Here is a 15,476-nt window from a genome sequence, read left to right as displayed (position 1 = left end):
CATGCTGGTGATTTCCAACAACGTGCATCTGCCGGATGCCGAGATCGAACTGACGGCCATCCGCGCGCAAGGCGCCGGTGGGCAGAACGTCAACAAGGTCTCCAGCGCCGTACACCTGCGCTTCGACATTCCCGCCTCGTCCTTGCCCGAGTTCTACAAGGAGCGGCTGCTGGCGCTGCGTGACAGCCGCATCACCAGCGATGGCGTGTTGATCCTCAAGGCCCAGCAATACCGCACGCAGGAAGCCAATCGCGCCGATGCGCTGGAGCGTCTGGTCGAGCTGATCCTCAGCGCCACCAAGGTCGAAAAGAAACGCCGCCCGACCAAGCCGACCCTCGGCTCGAAGAAGCGCCGGCTTGAATCGAAAACCAAGCGCGGCAGCATCAAGGCTGGGCGCGGCAAGGTGGATTTCTAGGCTTCGCGGTACTTCGCCGTGTGCTTGTACAGGTACACGCTCAGCGCCAGTCCGCTGAGCGAGGCGAGGGCCGCGAAGAGGAAGATTGAGGCAAAACCGAAGCCGGCGGCAATCGCCCCGGCCAATGGCCCGGTGATCCCCAGCGACAAGTCGATGAACAACGAATAGGCGCCGACCGCTGCCCCCCGGCTGGAGGCCGGCACCAGGTTCACCGCTTCCACGCCCAGCGCCGGGAACACCAGCGAGAAGCCAAAGCCACTCAACGCCGCACCGGCCAGCGCCCAATGTGCGTCCGGCGCCAGCCACAACAGCAGCAGGCCGAGGGTTTCCACCGACAGGCAGGCAATCGCCACGCGAAAGCCGCCGAGGCGGTTGATCAGGTTGCCGAACAATAATCGAGCACCGATGAAGCTGGCCCCGAACAGGCTCAGGCACAGCACGGCGTTGTCCCAATGCCGGGTGGCGTAATACAGGGTGATGAACGTAGCGATGGTGCCGAAACCGATCGAGCCCAGCGCCAGGCCGCAACCGTGCGGAAAAACCTTGCCGAGCACATGCATGAACGGCAGGCGTTCGCCGGCGACAATCGGTGCGGCAGTCTTCGGCCACGCCAATAGCAGCCCCAAGGCTGCCAGCAGGATGATGCTGACGCCCATGCTCCACAGCCCCAACTGGCCGACCAGCCACACCCCGAACGGCGCGCCGACCGCCAGCGCACCGTAACTGGCGATGCCGTTCCACGAGATCACTTTGGCGGTGTTCGCCGCGCCGACCCGGCCGATGCCCCAGCCGATCGAACCGGAGCCCACCAGGCTTTCCGCGCTGCCCAGCACCAGACGGCCGATCAACAGGCTGATCAGGCTGAGCATCGGCAGATTTGGGGTCCAGGTCGAAATCAACATGAACACACCGCTCAAGCCACAACCGGCCAGACCGATCATCACCGCGCGTTTGCTGCCCTGGTTGTCGATGATCTTGCCGGCGTACGGACGGCTGAGCAGGGTGGCGAGGTATTGCACGCTGATCACCAGCCCGGCGATCACCGCGCCGAAGCCCAGGTCGCTGTGGACATAGCCCGGCAGCACCGCGAGCGGGATGCCGATGTTCAGGTAGCCGATGAAGGTGAAGAGGACGATGGAAACGACTTGCAGCGTGACCGCCAGGGGACGCTGGGGTTGTGACATAGAGGACGACATGGGGCAGGATCCACGGCAAAGCAGGATTAGATAGGCTGCTTATGATACCGGCGCGAATGCGTCAGGGGCGGGGAAAAGTAAAACTATTTGCCGGGTGGCGGAATCAGGGTTTGGCCGGGGCGACCAGTTGCGTGGTGACGAGGGCGGCGAGGGCGTTTTCTTCGCTGCCGAAACGGGCGAGCAGGGCGGCCTGTTTTTCCGGAGAGAGGCGGTTCCAGATCTCGATCATTTTCTCGGTGGCACCGATCAGGACGGCGGCTTGGCTTTCAGAGAATTCGTCGGTCATGGCGGGCTCGGTTTCAGGCAGTGTGGAAAGCGCATCTTAGCGCTTTCCACACGGTCTGTACGGCGGGGTTTTACTCTTCGCTGTCGGCCTGGCGGCTCTCAACGGCTTCTTTCGGCTCGGGCTGCCCCGCACCGGCTTGTTGCGTGGTCGTCTGCTCAGGTACGTGCAGGCTTGGGAAGGGGAGATTAGGAATCTCGTGCATGGTTGCGCTCCTCGCTAAGTCTGTTGATAGATCTGGTAGATCCGCGCTTCTTGAAAGCCTGCGCAGGATACAGCAGGAAAAATGACAATCAGACTTTTAATTCAAATTAATGCGACAGATGGCCGCAGGGGGGGCGTGGGAACGATCAAACCTACGGTCAGCGCAAAACAAATGTAGGAGCTGCCGAAGGCTGCGATCTTTTGACTTTGCTTGTAAAAACAAGATCAAAAGATCGCAGCCTTCGGCAGCTCCTACAGGGGTATTGCGGTGTCTGGACTATTTGCTGACGCTGACGTTGGCGATGGCTTCGGCCAGCAGCGCCAGACGCGTGGCGCCGATGCCGGCGACGTTGGCCCGGCCCGAGCTGACCATGTACACGCTGTGATGCTCGCGCAGCTGTTTTACCTGCTCCGGTGAGAGGCCGGTGTAGGAGAACATCCCGCGTTGCACGCCAATGTGCGCAAAGCGTTCGCGCAAACCGTGCGGCTCCAGCGCTTCGACCAGACCGCTGCGCAACTGGGCGATGCGCAAGCGCATGGCTTCCACTTCGTCGGCCCAGCGAGCTTTCAGCTCCGGATCTGCGAGGATGGTCGCGACCACTGCCGCGCCGTGATCCGGTGGGGTCGACCACAGGTTGCGGGCGATGTTGGCCAGTTGGCTGCGGATGTCGATCAGCTTGTCGGCGGTTTTCGCGCAGACGATCAGCGCGCCGGTGCGGTCGCGGTACAGGCCGAAGTTTTTCGAGCAGGAGCTGGTGATCAGCAGCTCAGGCACCTCGGCGGCGAACAGCCGGGTCGACCATGCGTCCTGCTCCAGCCCGTCGCCAAAGCCCTGGTAGGCAAAGTCGATCAGTGGCAGCAGGTCACGGCGGCGCACCACGTCCAGCACACGTTGCCAGTCGTCATGATTCAGGTCGAAACCGGTCGGGTTGTGGCAGCACGCATGCAGCAGCACCACATCGCCTTTCGGCACGTTGTTGAGCACGGCGAGCATGGCATCGACGTCGAGTCGGTTGTCGCTGCCCACATACGGGTAGTGACTGACCTTGACCCCGGCCGCGGCGAAGATCGTTTCATGGATCGGCCAGGTCGGGTTGCTCAGCCACACGCCTTTGCCCGGCAGGCATTGGGCTATGAAGTCAGCGGCCAGACGCAGGGCGCCCGTGCCGCCCGGCGTCTGGGTGGCGCCGGCACGCTGTTCGGCGATCAGCTTCGAGTCGGCGCCGAGCACCAGCTCATTGATGACCTTGCCGAACAGCGGGTTGCCGTGACCTCCGATGTAGGTCTTGGTGTCCTGGCTTTCGACCAGTCGCGCCTCGGCGATTTTCACCGCTTCGGGGATCGGCGTCAGGCCCTGGGCATCCTTGTAGACGCCAACGCCGAGGTCGAACTTGCGCGGGTTACTGTCCTGCGCATAGGCCTCCATCAAACCGAGGATCGGGTCGCCGGGTACCCGGCCGATGGCGTCGAAGTGCATTACTTGCGTCCTTCTGCGGTCTTGGCCACTTCGTCAGTGCGCGCGGCCATGATGAAGTCGTTGCGGTGCAGGCCCTTGATCGAGTGGCTCCACCAGGTCACGGTGACTTTGCCCCACTCGGTCAGCAGGCCCGGGTGGTGACCTTCGGCCTCGGAGATTTCGCCGACGGCGTTGGTGAATGCCAGCGCGTGTTTGAAGTTCTTGAACAGGAAGACTTTCTCCAGCTGCATGATGCTGTCGCGTACTTCGATGTTCCAGTCAGGGATCTGCTTGATCAGGATCGGCAGCTCTTCGTCGCTGACTTGTGGCGCATCGGCACGGCAGGCTTCGCAGTGGGCTTGGTTCAAAGTGGACATGGTGTGATTCCTGAAATCGAGTGTGTTTTTTTTATAGAAGCGATTGGGCCGTCAATGCCGTCACGCTAAACCAAAGTGACGGCGACTGACAGACTCAATTGTCAGCAAAAGTCGCGGATCACGCGGCTTTCGGTTTTGGCGGAAACTTGGGTGCGTGCAACCCCAGCTGCATGCCTTGCTTGACCATGCCCATGATGTCTTCGTGGGCCAGGTCGAACAGGCGCTTGAGGTTGGGCAGGACAAAGTACAGCGGCTGCAGGATGTCGATGCGATACGGCGTGCGCATGGCTTCCAGCGGATCGAAGGCCTGATGCTCAGGCTCGTCCGACAGCGAATAAACGGTTTCTTTCGGCGAGGACAGGATGCCGCCACCGTAGATGCGTTGGCCTTGCGGGGTGTCGACCAGGCCGAACTCGATGGTCATCCAGTACAGGCGCGCCAGGTACACGCGCTCTTCCTTGGTGGCCTGCAGGCCGAGCTTGCCATAGGTGTGGGTGAATTCGGCGAACCACGGGTTGGTCAGCAGCGGGCAGTGGCCGAAGATCTCGTGGAAAATGTCCGGCTCTTGCAGGTAGTCCAGCTCTTCACGGGTACGAATGAAGGTGGCGACCGGAAACTGTTTGCTGGCGAGCAATTCGAAGAAGGTCTGGAAGGGAATCAACGCCGGGACACGGGCGACCTGCCAACCGGTGGTTTCGCCGAGCACCTTGTTGATCTCGCCCAGTTGCGGGATGCGGTCGTGGGGCAGACCGAGTTTTTCGATACCGTCCAGGTATTCCTGGCACGCCCGACCCTCGATCACTTTCAACTGGCGGGTGATCAGCGTGTTCCACACCGCGTGTTCTTCGGCGGGGTAGTCGATAAAACCTTGCGCATCGGGCTCGCGAGCCACGTATTGCGTCTGCTTCATACTGCTCTCCTGCTAGGGGAATTCGTTCTTGTTATGTCCAGCGATGGGGTCAGATTTACCTCAGAGCAGGGAGGGATGCAGCAGGTTGCAGACGCACCTTGTAGGAAAAATCAGCGGATTTCGTAAAAAAATCGTTACGCTTTGGCGGGTATCTCGCGTTTGCGGTGATTTGCAGGTTTGAAAAGGGCTGTGGCTGTCACATAATCTTGACAACTATCTGCGCGCCTCGACAGAAAAGTCTGGCGTTAACACCTGTGGGAGCGAGCCTGCTCGCGAATGCGATCTGTCTGGCACATCAATGCTGAATGTGCCACCGCCTTCGCGAGCAGGCTCGCTCCCACAGGGATTGTGTTTAACCGCTCATCCTCGTCGGGCCTCTTTATATGCGTATCAAAGTCCATTGCCAGAACCGCATCGGCATCCTGCGCGACATCCTCAATCTGTTGGTGGAGTACGGGATCAACGTCGCGCGCGGCGAGGTCGGTGGCGAGCATGGCAATGCGATTTACCTGCACTGCCCGAACCTGATCAACATCCAGTTCCAGGCGCTGCGGCCGAAGTTCGAGGCGATTGCCGGAGTGTTTGGCGTCAAACGCGTCGGGCTGATGCCCAGCGAGCGCCGGCACATGGAGTTGAACGCCTTGCTCGGCGCGCTGGAATTCCCGGTGCTGTCGATCGACATGGGCGGCTCGATCGTTGCCGCCAACCGCGCCGCGGCGCAGTTGCTCGGGGTGCGGGTGGACGAGGTGCCGGGGATTCCGCTGTCGCGTTATGCCGAGGATTTCGACCTGCCGGAACTGGTGCGCGCCAACAAGTCGCGAATCAACGGCATGCGCGTCAAGGTCAAGGGCGACATCTTTCTCGCCGACATCGCGCCGCTGCAATCGGAACACGACGACAGCGAAGCCATGGCCGGTGCGGTACTGACCTTGCACCGCGCCGACCGCGTCGGCGAGCGTATCTATAACGTGCGCAAACAAGAGCTGCGTGGCTTCGACAGCATCTTCCAGAGTTCGAAGGTCATGGCGGCGGTGGTGCGCGAAGCGCGGCGCATGGCGCCACTGGATGCACCGCTGTTGATCGAAGGCGAAACCGGCACCGGTAAAGAGTTGCTGGCGCGCGCCTGCCACCTCGCCAGTCCACGCGGGCAGTCGCCGTTGATGGCGCTCAACTGCGCGGGGCTGCCGGAGTCGATGGCCGAGACCGAGCTGTTCGGCTACGGCCCCGGTGCGTTCGAAGGCGCGCGCGCGGAAGGCAAGCTCGGCCTGCTGGAGCTGACGGCAGGCGGCACGCTGTTTCTCGATGGCGTCGGGGAAATGAGCCCGCGTTTGCAGGTCAAGTTGCTGCGCTTTCTGCAGGACGGCTGCTTCCGTCGGGTGGGCAGCGACGAAGAGGTGTATCTGGATGTGCGGGTGATCTGTGCGACGCAGGTCGACTTGTCCGAGCTGTGCGCCCGTGGTGAGTTTCGTCAGGACTTGTATCACCGCTTGAATGTGCTGTCGCTGCACATTCCCCCGCTGCGCGAATGCCTCGACGGTTTGACGCCGCTGGTGGAGCACTTCCTCGATCAGGCCAGCCGCCAGATCGGTTGTTCATTGCCGAAACTGGCGCCGGCAGCGATGGATCGCCTCAGTCACTATCACTGGCCGGGCAACGTGCGACAACTGGAGAACGTGCTGTTTCAGGCGGTGTCGCTGTGTGACGGCGGGACCGTGAAGGCGGAGCATATTCGCTTGCCTGATTACGGCGTGCGTCAGCCGCTTGGCGATTTTTCGCTGGAAGGCGGTCTGGACGAGATCGTCGGGCGCTTCGAGAAAGCGGTGCTGGAACGCCTGTATTCCGAACACCCGAGCAGTCGGCAACTGGGCAAGCGGCTGGGGGTTTCGCACACCACGATTGCCAATAAGTTGCGTGAGTATGAAGTCGGTAAAGATCCCGAAGCTTAAGATCAAAAGATCGCAGCCTTCGGCAGCTCCTACAGGAATACGCATTTCAAATGTAGGAGCTGCGGCACGCTGCGATCTTTTGATCTTTTGCCGCCAAGCGGCATAACACCGCCGGTTTTTCGACTTCGATACATTTCAAATTTCCCCTCGCTTGCCCTCAAGTCCTTTGTTTGCCGGGCCGCAGGCCGCCAGAAAAAAGTTGGTCTGCAAATTGCTTATGGCTCAGCAGTACAGCGGTGGGCGGCAAACGTCCGGCATGCAGAGGAAAGAGTGTGGACAAGTACCTTTATGTGGCAATGACTGGCGCCAGTCAGAACGCACTGGCGCAAAAGGCGCATGCCAACAACCTGGCGAACATCTCCACCAATGGTTTTCAGCGCGACCTGGAGCAGGCGCGTTCGATGCCGGTGTTCGGTGACAGCTTTCCGGCGCGTGCGTTTGCCATGAGCGAGCGGCCCGCCACCGACTTCACCGCAGGTTCGCTGGTGCAGACCGGTCGTGACCTCGACGTGGCCGTGACCGGCAACGGCTTTATTGCCGTGCAGAACCCTAACGGCGGCGAAAGCTACGTGCGCACCGGCAGCCTCAACATCGACGCCCTCGGCGTACTGCGCGCCGGCAACGGCATGCCGGTACTCGGCAATGGCGGTCCGATCGCCGTGCCGCCAGAGCAGCAAGTCGAAGTCGGCGAAGACGGCACCATCAGTATTCGTGCGATGGGCGAAGGCCCGCGCGTCATGGCGGAAGTCGACCGGATCAAACTGGTCAACCCGGACATCAAGAACCTCAACAAAGGCCTCGACGGCTCGATCTACACCAAGGACGGCCAGCCTGCGCCGGCCGACGCCAACGTCAAACTGGTGTCGGGTTTCCTCGAGTCGAGCAACGTCAACGCCGTGGAAGAAATGACGTCGGTGCTGGCCCTGGCCAAGCAGTTCGAGTTGCACGTCAAGATGATGAACACCGCCAAAGACGACGACCAGGCCATGGCTCGGGTCTTGCAGATCAGCTAATTATCAGAACGTCGCGCCGTAAAACAGGCGCACGAGGAGAATCGAATGCTTCCGGCTCTATGGGTTGCCAAAACCGGTCTGTCCGCCCAGGACACCAACCTGACCACCATTTCCAACAACCTGGCGAACGTCTCGACCACGGGTTTCAAACGTGACCGTGCCGAGTTCCAGGACCTGCTGTATCAGATCAAGCGTCAGCCAGGCGCCCAGTCGACCCAGGACAGCGAACTGCCGTCGGGTCTGCAACTGGGTACCGGTGTGCGCATCGTCGGCACGCAGAAAAACTTCACCGCCGGCAGCCTGCAAACCACCGAGCAGCCGCTGGACATGGCCATCGACGGTCGCGGTTTCTTCCAGATCCTGCAGCCGGACGGCACCACGTCCTACACCCGTGACGGCACCTTCCACCTCGACTCCAATGGCCAGATCGTCAACGCCAGCGGTTTCGCCCTGGAGCCGGCCATCGTCATCCCGAACAACGCCCAGAGCTTCACCGTCGGCACCGACGGCACCGTGTCGATCACTGTGCCCGGCAACCCGGCCGCTCAGGTGATCGGCAACCTGCAAACCGCCGACTTCATCAACCCGGCCGGTCTGCAGGCTGTGGGCAACAACCTGTTCCTGGAAACCGCTGCTTCCGGCGCGCCGCAAATCGGCACCCCGGGCCTGAACGGTTTCGGTACCACGCTGCAGAACACCCTGGAAGGTTCCAACGTCAGCACCGTTGAAGAGATGGTCAACATGATCACCACTCAGCGCGCCTACGAGATGAACTCCAAGGTGATCTCCACCGCCGACCAGATGCTCTCGTTCGTAACGCAGAATCTGTAATCAAGTCTATGGGGCGGCCATGAGGTCGCCAGCAACACCGTGAGGTAGGGTCATGAAACGCTTCGTATCTGTTCTGGCATTGGGTGGGGTCGTCTCGCTCGCGGGCTGCGTCGCACCGACGCCCAAGCCCAATGACCCTTACTACGCCCCGGTGTTGCCGCGCACGCCATTGCCGTCTGCGGCCAACAACGGCTCGATCTATCAGGCCGGCTTCGAGCAGAACCTGTACAGCGACCGCAAGGCGTTCCGGGTCGGTGACATCATCACCATCACCCTGAACGAGAAGACTCAGGCGAGCAAGAACGCCAACTCGCAAGTGGCCAAGAACAGCAAGACCGGCATCGGCCTGACCTCGCTGTTCGGCGGCAGCGGCACCACCAACAACCCGTTGGGCGGTAACGACCTGAGCCTCGACGTCGGCTACAGCGGCGACCGTGCGACCAAGGGCGACAGCAAGGCCGCGCAGGGCAACACCCTGACCGGCTCGATCACCGTGACCGTGGCCGACGTGCTGCCCAACGGCATCATCGCTGTGCGCGGCGAGAAGTGGATGACCCTCAACACCGGCGACGAGCTGGTGCGGATCGCAGGTCTGGTGCGTGCCGATGACATCGCCACCGACAACACCGTGTCGTCGACCCGTGTCGCCGATGCGCGCATCACCTACTCGGGCACCGGCTCGTTTGCCGATGCGAGTCAGCCAGGCTGGTTCGACCGTTTCTTCCTCAGCCCGCTGTTCCCTTTCTAGGTGGCTACGTTGAATCTGAAAAGCTTCATGCTGGCGGCGGCCATGATGTCCGCCGCCTTTGGTGCCCACGCCGAGCGGCTGAAAGATATCGCCAGCATTTCCGGCGTGCGCTCCAACCAGTTGATCGGTTACGGCCTGGTGGTCGGGCTTAACGGCACCGGTGACCAGACGACGCAAACCCCGTTCACCCTGCAGACCTTCAACAACATGCTCTCGCAGTTCGGCATCAAGGTGCCGCCGGGATCGGGCAACGTGCAGTTGAAAAACGTCGCGGCGGTGTCGGTGAGTGCCGATCTGCCGGCGTTCGCTAAACCGGGTCAGCAGGTCGACATTACGGTGTCCTCCATCGGTAACTCCAAGAGCCTGCGCGGCGGCACCCTGTTGCTGACCCCGCTCAAGGGTATCGACGGCAACGTCTACGCCATCGCCCAGGGCAACCTGGTGGTCGGTGGTTTCGATGCCGAAGGGCGCGACGGTTCGAAGATCACCGTCAACGTTCCGTCGGCCGGTCGTATCCCGGGCGGTGCGTCGGTCGAGCGTTCGGTGCCGAGCGGTTTCAACCAGGGCAACAGCCTGACGCTGAACCTCAACCGTTCCGACTTCACCACCGCCAAGCGCATCGTCGACAAGATCAACGACATGCTCGGCCCTGGCGTGGCGCAAGCCATCGACGGCGGCTCGATCCGCGTCACCGCGCCGCTCGATCCGAGCCAGCGCGTCGACTATCTGTCGATCCTGGAAAACCTCGAAGTCGACCCGGGTCAGGCGGTGGCGAAAGTCATCATCAACTCGCGTACCGGCACCATCGTCATCGGTCAGAACGTGAAGGTTTCACCGGCCGCCGTGACCCACGGCAGCCTGACCGTGACCATTACCGAAGACCCGATCGTCAGCCAGCCGGGCCCGTTGTCCAATGGCCAGACCGCTGTGGTGCCGCGCTCGCGAGTCAACGCCCAGCAGGAAGCCAAGCCGATGTTCAAGTTCGGCCCGGGCACCACCCTCGACGAGATCGTGCGGGCGGTAAACCAGGTTGGCGCGGCACCGGGTGACCTGATGGCCATTCTCGAAGCACTCAAGCAGGCCGGCGCGTTGCAAGCCGACCTGATCGTGATCTGAGGCCGGCGACCATGGATATGCGCAAAGGCAGTCTGGTGGGCACTGGCGATTCGGGTTCGTACTCCGACCTCAATCGCCTGAACCAGCTCAAGGTCGGCGACAAGAACAGCGATGCGAACATGCGCAAGGTGGCGCAGGAATTCGAATCGCTGTTCCTTGGTGAAATGCTCAAGTCGATGCGTTCGGCCACCGAGGCGTTGGGTAAAGACAACCCGATGAACACCCCGGCCGCCAAGCAGTATCAGGAAATGTACGACCAGCAACTGGCGGTGTCGCTGTCCCGCGAGGGCGGTGGTATTGGGCTGGCCGACGTGCTGATGAAGCAGATGTCGAGGAACAAACCGCTGGCGCCGGGTGAGGCTGCTGCCGCATCCGCCGCCAAGCAGGAAGCGGCGAAAGCCGCTGCAGTGCCGACGCCGATTGCTGCCGGCACCACGGGCACCGGTCCGTTGTCGCGGCTCAATGGTGAGCGTCCGTTGTGGGCCTCGCGTTCGCTGCATGCGCCGAACACGCAGCTGGCGCACGCCAACGACATGGAAATGATCAACAAGCGTCGTCTGGCACTGCCGCCGAAACTGGCTGATCGTTTGCTCGCCGGTCTGGTGCCTTCCGCCACGCCGACGGTCGCCAATGCCTTGCCGCAACGTGCCGCGACCACTGCCGCCACCGGCGCCGGCCCGTTGTACAACGGCGACTGGCTGACCCGTGCCGAAGACGCCAAAGCGTCCGGCGGGCAGATGCAGATTTACGGCAGGGCGATGGCGCAGATCCCGCTGGCACCGGCCAAGCGCGCCTTCAGCTCCACCGACGAATTCGTCAACACCATGCTGCCGATGGCCAAAGAAGCTGCCGCCCGAATCGGTGTCGATCCGCGTTATCTGGTGGCGCAGGCCGCGCTGGAAACCGGCTGGGGCAAATCGGTCATGCGCGCCCAGGATGGCAGCAGCAGCCACAACCTGTTCGGCATCAAGGCCAGCAGCAACTGGACCGGCGATTCGGCCCGGGCAATCACCAGCGAGTTCCGCAACGGGCAGATGGTCAAGGAGACGGCGCAGTTCCGTTCCTACGCCTCGTACAAAGACAGTTTCCACGATCTGGTGACTTTGCTGCAGACCAACAATCGCTATCAAGATGTTGTGAAGTCGGCCGATAACCCAGAACAGTTTGTACGCGAGTTGCAAAAGGCCGGTTACGCAACCGACCCCAACTACGCGACCAAGATTTCGCAGATTGCCAAGCAGATGAACAGTTTCGAAAACTACGCTGCGGCCGGCGTTTCAACGACGCCTCTATAAACATACGGTAAGGTTTGAATCATGAGTTTGCTCAATATCGGGATGTCGGGGTTGGCCGCGAGTTCTTCCTCTCTGGCGACGACAGGTAACAACATTGCCAACGTCGACACCGCCGGTTATTCACGCCAGCAAACCGTTCAGAGCACCAAGGCCTCGCAACAGTTCGGCAACGTCTTCATCGGTACGGGGACGACCCTGGCCGATGTGCGCCGGGTCTACAACTCTTACCTCGAAAACCAACTGCACACCGCGACCTCGCTCAATAGCGAAGCGGCTGCGTACGGTGCCCAAGCGACTGGACTGGATGCCTCGCTGTCTGATACCAACACTGGCCTGACCGGTGTGCTGCAGAAGTTCTTCACCACGATGCAAGGCGTTGCAACCTCGGCGACCGACGACACGTCTCGTCAGTCGGTGCTGACCGGTGCGCAGGCCCTGACCAGCCGCTTCAATGCCCTGGCCAAACAGCTGAACGATCAGAACACCACGATCAATGGCAACCTGGGCGACATGACGTCCCAGGTCAACAAGCTGGCGACTTCGATTGCCAATCTGAACCAGAAGATCGGCGAGATTTCCACCAGCGGCGGCCAGCCGAACGATCTGCTCGATACCCGTAACGAAGCGGTGCGCCAGCTCTCCGAGCTGACCGGTGCACAGGTCGTTGAACGTGGCAGCAGTTTTGACGTGTATATCGGCACCGGCCAACCGCTGGTGATCGGCAACACCACCAACACCCTGAGCACCGTACCGAGCAAAGACGATCCGACGCGCATGGCCATTCAGATGGACCGCGGCTCCAGCGTCATCGATATCACGTCGGCCATGAGCGGTGGTGAAATCGGTGGTCTGCTGACCTATCGCAAAGAAGTGCTCGACCCGTCGCTCAATGAATTGGGGCGTGTCGCGCTGGTAGTGGCCGACCAGGTCAACAGTCAGCAAGCCCAGGGCATCGACAAGAACGGTGACTTCGGCGCAGCGATCTTCAACAACATCAACAGTGCCGCGCTGATCAGCCAGCGCAGCATCGCGCAGTCGGGCAACAGCGCCGGCTCGGGCAACCTCGATGTCACCATCAAGGACACCGGCAAGCTGACCACCAGCGATTATCAGGTGACCTTCACCAGCGCCACCAACTATTCGGTCAAGCGCTCCGATGGCACCGACATGGGCTCGTTCAGCACCACGACCACGCCGCCGCCCGTGATCGACGGCTTCACCCTGGCCCTCAACGGCGGCGCCCTGAGCGCTGGCGACACCTTCAAGGTGACCCCGACCCGTAACGCGGCAGCCAGCATTCAGACGGTACTGACCGATCCGAAGAAAATCGCTGCGGCAGCACCGTTGACCGGCGTGGCCAGTGCCAACAATTCCGGCACCTACACACAGCCGACGCTGACTGACACCGTTAATATCTACAACCCGGCCTCCCAGGCCGAGCTGCAGAATGCGCTCAAATACTCCACGCCAGTGAAACTGGTGTTCGGTGCGGTCGCCAGCGGCAGCCAGTCGTACAACATGGTCGACGCCAAGGGCAACACCATCGGCTCGGGCACCATCGTGCCGGGGCAGGCCAACACCCTGAACCTGAAGGTCGGCATGGTCGACTCCACCGGCGCGCCGGTGATGGACACCACGGTCACGCCGAACGTGCAGAAGACTTTCACCGTGCAGACCACCGTGGGCGCGACGCCGAAGTCCGGCGAAACCTTCACGATCAACCTGACCGGCGCGGCCTCGTCCGACAACCGCAACTCGCAAGCCCTGGTCGGCCTGCAGACCAAGCAGACCGTAGACACCGGCACCGGCAGCAAAGGCATCAGCCTGACCGACGCCTATAACAAGCTGGTGACCAACGTCGGTACTAAAGCGGCGCAGAGCAAGTCGGACAGTGAGGCCACATCGGTGATCCTGGATCAGGCCAAGGGCGCGCGTGATTCGCTGTCCCAGGTCAACCTCGATGAAGAGACCGGCAACCTGGTCAAGTATCAGCAGTACTACACAGCGTCTTCGCAGATCATCAAAGCTGCGCAGGAAACCTTCGCCACGCTGATCAACAGTCTTTAAGGAGTCGTAATTCATGCGCATTTCCACCGCCCAGTATTACGCGACGCAAGCTGCTCAATATCAGCGCAACTACAGCAAGACGGTCGCGACCGCCAACGAAGCGAGCAGTCTGCAACGCATCAACACGGCAGCCGACGATCCGATCGGCGCCGGTCGTCTGCTCAAGCTGGGTCAGCAAAGTGCAATGCTCGACCAGTATCAGGGCAACATCGACACCACCAAGAGCGCGCTGACTGTGCAGGAGTCCACGTTGAACTCCATCACCACGGCGTTGCAGCGCGCCAAGGAAATCGGCCTGGCGGCCAACAACGGTATCGCCACCGACGATGACCGCAAGGCGTACGCGGCGGAACTGGGCCAGATCCAGCAACAAGTGCTGGGCCTGATGAACTCCAAGGATGCCAACGGCAACTATCTGTTCTCCGGTTCCAAGACCGATACCGCGCCCTATTCGCAAAACACCGACGGCACCTACACCTACAACGGTGACCAAACCCAGATCAACCTGGGCATCGGTGACGGCATGTCGGTCGCGACCAACACCACCGGTTGGGACGCATTCCAACAGACCATCAATACCAGCCGCACCCAGACCACCATGACCGCTCCGGCGGTGGATGACGGTCGTGTGGTGCTGTCCAACGGCACGGTCGGCACTGCTGCGACCTACAACGCCAAATTCGCTGGTGGTCAGCCGTACACGGTCAGCTTTCTGAGCAGCACTCAGTTGAAGATCACCGATGCCTTGGGCAACGACGTAACGTCCGAGGCAAGTAAGAACGGCGTGATCAGCAACAGCAACGGTACCAACCAGGCCGTCAGCTTCCGTGGTGTCGACTTGAAGTTGAACATCAACCTCAAGGCCGGTGACACCAATCCTGACGCAGTCATCGCCGGTCACAGCTTCCAGCTGTCGGTCACGCCTGACTCGTTCACCACGGCGCGCAGCCCGGGCAATCCGTCGACCGCAGTGATCACTGGCTCCAGCGTGACCGACCAGGCGGCCTACAGCGCGGCCTTCCCGTCGGGTGGCGGCGCAGTGCTGAAGTTCACCAGCGCCACCGACTTCGATCTGTACGCGGCACCTGTGACCGCTGACAGCAAGCCGGTGTCGTCGGGCACCGTGGTCGGTGGCAACGCCACGGCTGCCGGTGTGACCTTCGCCATCGGCGGTACGCCGGGCGCGGGCGATCAGTTCTCGATCCAGTCCAACAACCACCAGACCCAGAATGTGCTCGACACCCTGGGTCAGATGGTCACGGCGCTGAACCTGCCGATCGATAGTGATCCGGTGGTCAAGCAGAAATTCCAAGGGGCCATGGAGTCGGCGCTGGGCAACCTCGACAGCGCCTCCAACCAGATTGGCGCTGCGGTGACCTCGATCGGTGCTCGCGGGCAGTCGCTGGATGACCAGGACACCACCAACCAGAGCCTGATCCAGGCCAACACCACGACCCAGGGCTCGATCCGTGATTCGGATCCGGCCGAGGTGATGACCCGCCTGACTTTGCAGCAGACCATGCTGCAAGCCTCGCAACTGGCGTTCAGCAAGATCAGTCAGTTGGGTCTGTTCAACAAGATCTGACGTTGGACGGGCGCGCAGGCGCCCGTTTGTCTCG

At 61.5% G+C, this 15,476-nt stretch carries 15 protein-coding genes; 9 read left to right on the top strand and 6 right to left on the bottom strand.

Annotated features, from left to right (window positions below; all coding sequences use genetic code 11):
* The first annotated feature begins 1 nt into the window (after position 1).
* Complete coding sequence (arfB, locus tag HBN98_RS00920) at positions 2 to 415, top strand: alternative ribosome rescue aminoacyl-tRNA hydrolase ArfB (RefSeq protein ID WP_083366627.1); 414 nt, start codon at positions 2 to 4, stop codon at positions 413 to 415.
* On the opposite strand, the gene HBN98_RS00915 is transcribed toward arfB, so the two are convergent.
* The 6 genes from HBN98_RS00915 to phhA all read right to left on the bottom strand — a co-directional run bounded on the left by HBN98_RS00915 (position 412) and on the right by phhA (position 4,841).
* Positions 412 to 1,599, bottom strand: coding sequence for an MFS transporter (locus tag HBN98_RS00915; protein WP_169844032.1), 1,188 nt, complete (start codon positions 1,597 to 1,599; stop codon positions 412 to 414). The genes arfB and HBN98_RS00915 overlap by 4 nt on opposite strands.
* A gap of 115 nt (positions 1,600 to 1,714) precedes the next feature.
* Entirely contained in the window at positions 1,715 to 1,897 is a 183-nt protein-coding gene (locus tag HBN98_RS00910; protein WP_003222790.1) for a hypothetical protein, read from the bottom strand.
* A 70-nt stretch (positions 1,898 to 1,967) separates the two neighbouring features.
* Positions 1,968 to 2,099, bottom strand: a complete 132-nt coding sequence (locus HBN98_RS27870; RefSeq protein ID WP_257737112.1) for a hypothetical protein — start codon at positions 2,097 to 2,099, stop codon at positions 1,968 to 1,970.
* Positions 2,100 to 2,375: 276 nt separating this feature from the next.
* On the bottom strand, positions 2,376 to 3,575 hold the full coding sequence (locus tag HBN98_RS00905; protein WP_083366625.1) for an amino acid aminotransferase: 1,200 nt from the start codon (positions 3,573 to 3,575) through the stop codon (positions 2,376 to 2,378).
* Complete coding sequence (locus HBN98_RS00900; protein WP_003222798.1) at positions 3,575 to 3,931, bottom strand: 4a-hydroxytetrahydrobiopterin dehydratase; 357 nt, start codon at positions 3,929 to 3,931, stop codon at positions 3,575 to 3,577. The genes HBN98_RS00905 and HBN98_RS00900 overlap by 1 nt, the downstream gene beginning before the upstream one ends.
* Positions 3,932 to 4,049: 118 nt before the next feature.
* Positions 4,050 to 4,841, bottom strand: coding sequence for a phenylalanine 4-monooxygenase (gene phhA, locus HBN98_RS00895; protein ID WP_047292472.1), 792 nt, complete (start codon positions 4,839 to 4,841; stop codon positions 4,050 to 4,052).
* A gap of 383 nt (positions 4,842 to 5,224) precedes the next feature.
* Here phhA and HBN98_RS00890 point away from each other — a divergent pair, with 383 nt between their 5' ends.
* From HBN98_RS00890 to HBN98_RS00855, 8 genes are all read left to right on the top strand, one after another.
* Positions 5,225 to 6,787, top strand: coding sequence for a sigma-54-dependent transcriptional regulator (locus tag HBN98_RS00890; RefSeq protein WP_064586545.1), 1,563 nt, complete (start codon positions 5,225 to 5,227; stop codon positions 6,785 to 6,787).
* 272 nt (positions 6,788 to 7,059) lie between these two features.
* The gene (locus HBN98_RS00885; protein WP_007965507.1) at positions 7,060 to 7,800 is read left to right on the top strand and encodes a flagellar basal body rod protein FlgF; all 741 of its coding nucleotides are present in this window, start codon (positions 7,060 to 7,062) and stop codon (positions 7,798 to 7,800) included.
* Between the two features lie 45 nt (positions 7,801 to 7,845).
* Positions 7,846 to 8,631 carry a flagellar basal-body rod protein FlgG gene (gene flgG / locus HBN98_RS00880; protein ID WP_003222804.1) on the top strand — a complete coding sequence of 262 codons (786 nt, stop codon included), beginning with the start codon at positions 7,846 to 7,848 and terminating at the stop codon, positions 8,629 to 8,631.
* 52 nt (positions 8,632 to 8,683) lie between these two features.
* Positions 8,684 to 9,379: a flagellar basal body L-ring protein FlgH gene (flgH, locus tag HBN98_RS00875; RefSeq protein WP_027613958.1), complete on the top strand. Its 696-nt coding sequence runs from the start codon at positions 8,684 to 8,686 to the stop codon at positions 9,377 to 9,379.
* Between the two features lie 27 nt (positions 9,380 to 9,406).
* Positions 9,407 to 10,495, top strand: a complete 1,089-nt coding sequence (locus HBN98_RS00870; protein WP_150113624.1) for a flagellar basal body P-ring protein FlgI — start codon at positions 9,407 to 9,409, stop codon at positions 10,493 to 10,495.
* Positions 10,496 to 10,506: 11 nt separating this feature from the next.
* Positions 10,507 to 11,790 carry a flagellar assembly peptidoglycan hydrolase FlgJ gene (flgJ, locus tag HBN98_RS00865; protein WP_083366624.1) on the top strand — a complete coding sequence of 428 codons (1,284 nt, stop codon included), beginning with the start codon at positions 10,507 to 10,509 and terminating at the stop codon, positions 11,788 to 11,790.
* A gap of 21 nt (positions 11,791 to 11,811) precedes the next feature.
* Positions 11,812 to 13,857: a flagellar hook-associated protein FlgK gene (gene flgK / locus HBN98_RS00860; RefSeq protein WP_083366623.1), complete on the top strand. Its 2,046-nt coding sequence runs from the start codon at positions 11,812 to 11,814 to the stop codon at positions 13,855 to 13,857.
* A gap of 13 nt (positions 13,858 to 13,870) precedes the next feature.
* The gene (locus HBN98_RS00855) at positions 13,871 to 15,442 is read left to right on the top strand and encodes a flagellar hook-associated protein 3 (RefSeq protein ID WP_083366622.1); all 1,572 of its coding nucleotides are present in this window, start codon (positions 13,871 to 13,873) and stop codon (positions 15,440 to 15,442) included.
* The last annotated feature ends 34 nt before the right edge of the window (positions 15,443 to 15,476 follow it).

The sequence above is a fragment of the Pseudomonas koreensis genome, from assembly GCF_012986595.1.
GTDB classification, from domain to species: Bacteria; Pseudomonadota; Gammaproteobacteria; order Pseudomonadales; family Pseudomonadaceae; genus Aquipseudomonas; species Aquipseudomonas koreensis.
Note: the sequence above shows the minus strand (reverse complement) of the source record. Positions and strands in the feature narration are given on the sequence as shown.

Bases quoted from the DNA above. Each gene is read 5' to 3' on its own strand.
- arfB (WP_083366627.1), top strand. From the start codon at position 2: ATGCTGGTGATTTCCAACAACGTGCATCTGCCGGATGCCGAGATCGAA.
- HBN98_RS00915 (WP_169844032.1), bottom strand. From the start codon at position 1,599: ATGTCACAACCCCAGCGTCCCCTGGCGGTCACGCTGCAAGTCGTTTCC.
- HBN98_RS00910 (WP_003222790.1), bottom strand. From the start codon at position 1,897: ATGACCGACGAATTCTCTGAAAGCCAAGCCGCCGTCCTGATCGGTGCC.
- HBN98_RS27870 (WP_257737112.1), bottom strand. From the start codon at position 2,099: ATGCACGAGATTCCTAATCTCCCCTTCCCAAGCCTGCACGTACCTGAG.
- HBN98_RS00905 (WP_083366625.1), bottom strand. From the start codon at position 3,575: ATGCACTTCGACGCCATCGGCCGGGTACCCGGCGACCCGATCCTCGGT.
- HBN98_RS00900 (WP_003222798.1), bottom strand. From the start codon at position 3,931: ATGTCCACTTTGAACCAAGCCCACTGCGAAGCCTGCCGTGCCGATGCG.
- phhA (WP_047292472.1), bottom strand. From the start codon at position 4,841: ATGAAGCAGACGCAATACGTGGCTCGCGAGCCCGATGCGCAAGGTTTT.
- HBN98_RS00890 (WP_064586545.1), top strand. From the start codon at position 5,225: ATGCGTATCAAAGTCCATTGCCAGAACCGCATCGGCATCCTGCGCGAC.
- flgG (WP_003222804.1), top strand. From the start codon at position 7,846: ATGCTTCCGGCTCTATGGGTTGCCAAAACCGGTCTGTCCGCCCAGGAC.
- flgH (WP_027613958.1), top strand. From the start codon at position 8,684: ATGAAACGCTTCGTATCTGTTCTGGCATTGGGTGGGGTCGTCTCGCTC.
- HBN98_RS00870 (WP_150113624.1), top strand. From the start codon at position 9,407: ATGCTGGCGGCGGCCATGATGTCCGCCGCCTTTGGTGCCCACGCCGAG.
- flgJ (WP_083366624.1), top strand. From the start codon at position 10,507: ATGGATATGCGCAAAGGCAGTCTGGTGGGCACTGGCGATTCGGGTTCG.
- flgK (WP_083366623.1), top strand. From the start codon at position 11,812: ATGAGTTTGCTCAATATCGGGATGTCGGGGTTGGCCGCGAGTTCTTCC.
- HBN98_RS00855 (WP_083366622.1), top strand. From the start codon at position 13,871: ATGCGCATTTCCACCGCCCAGTATTACGCGACGCAAGCTGCTCAATAT.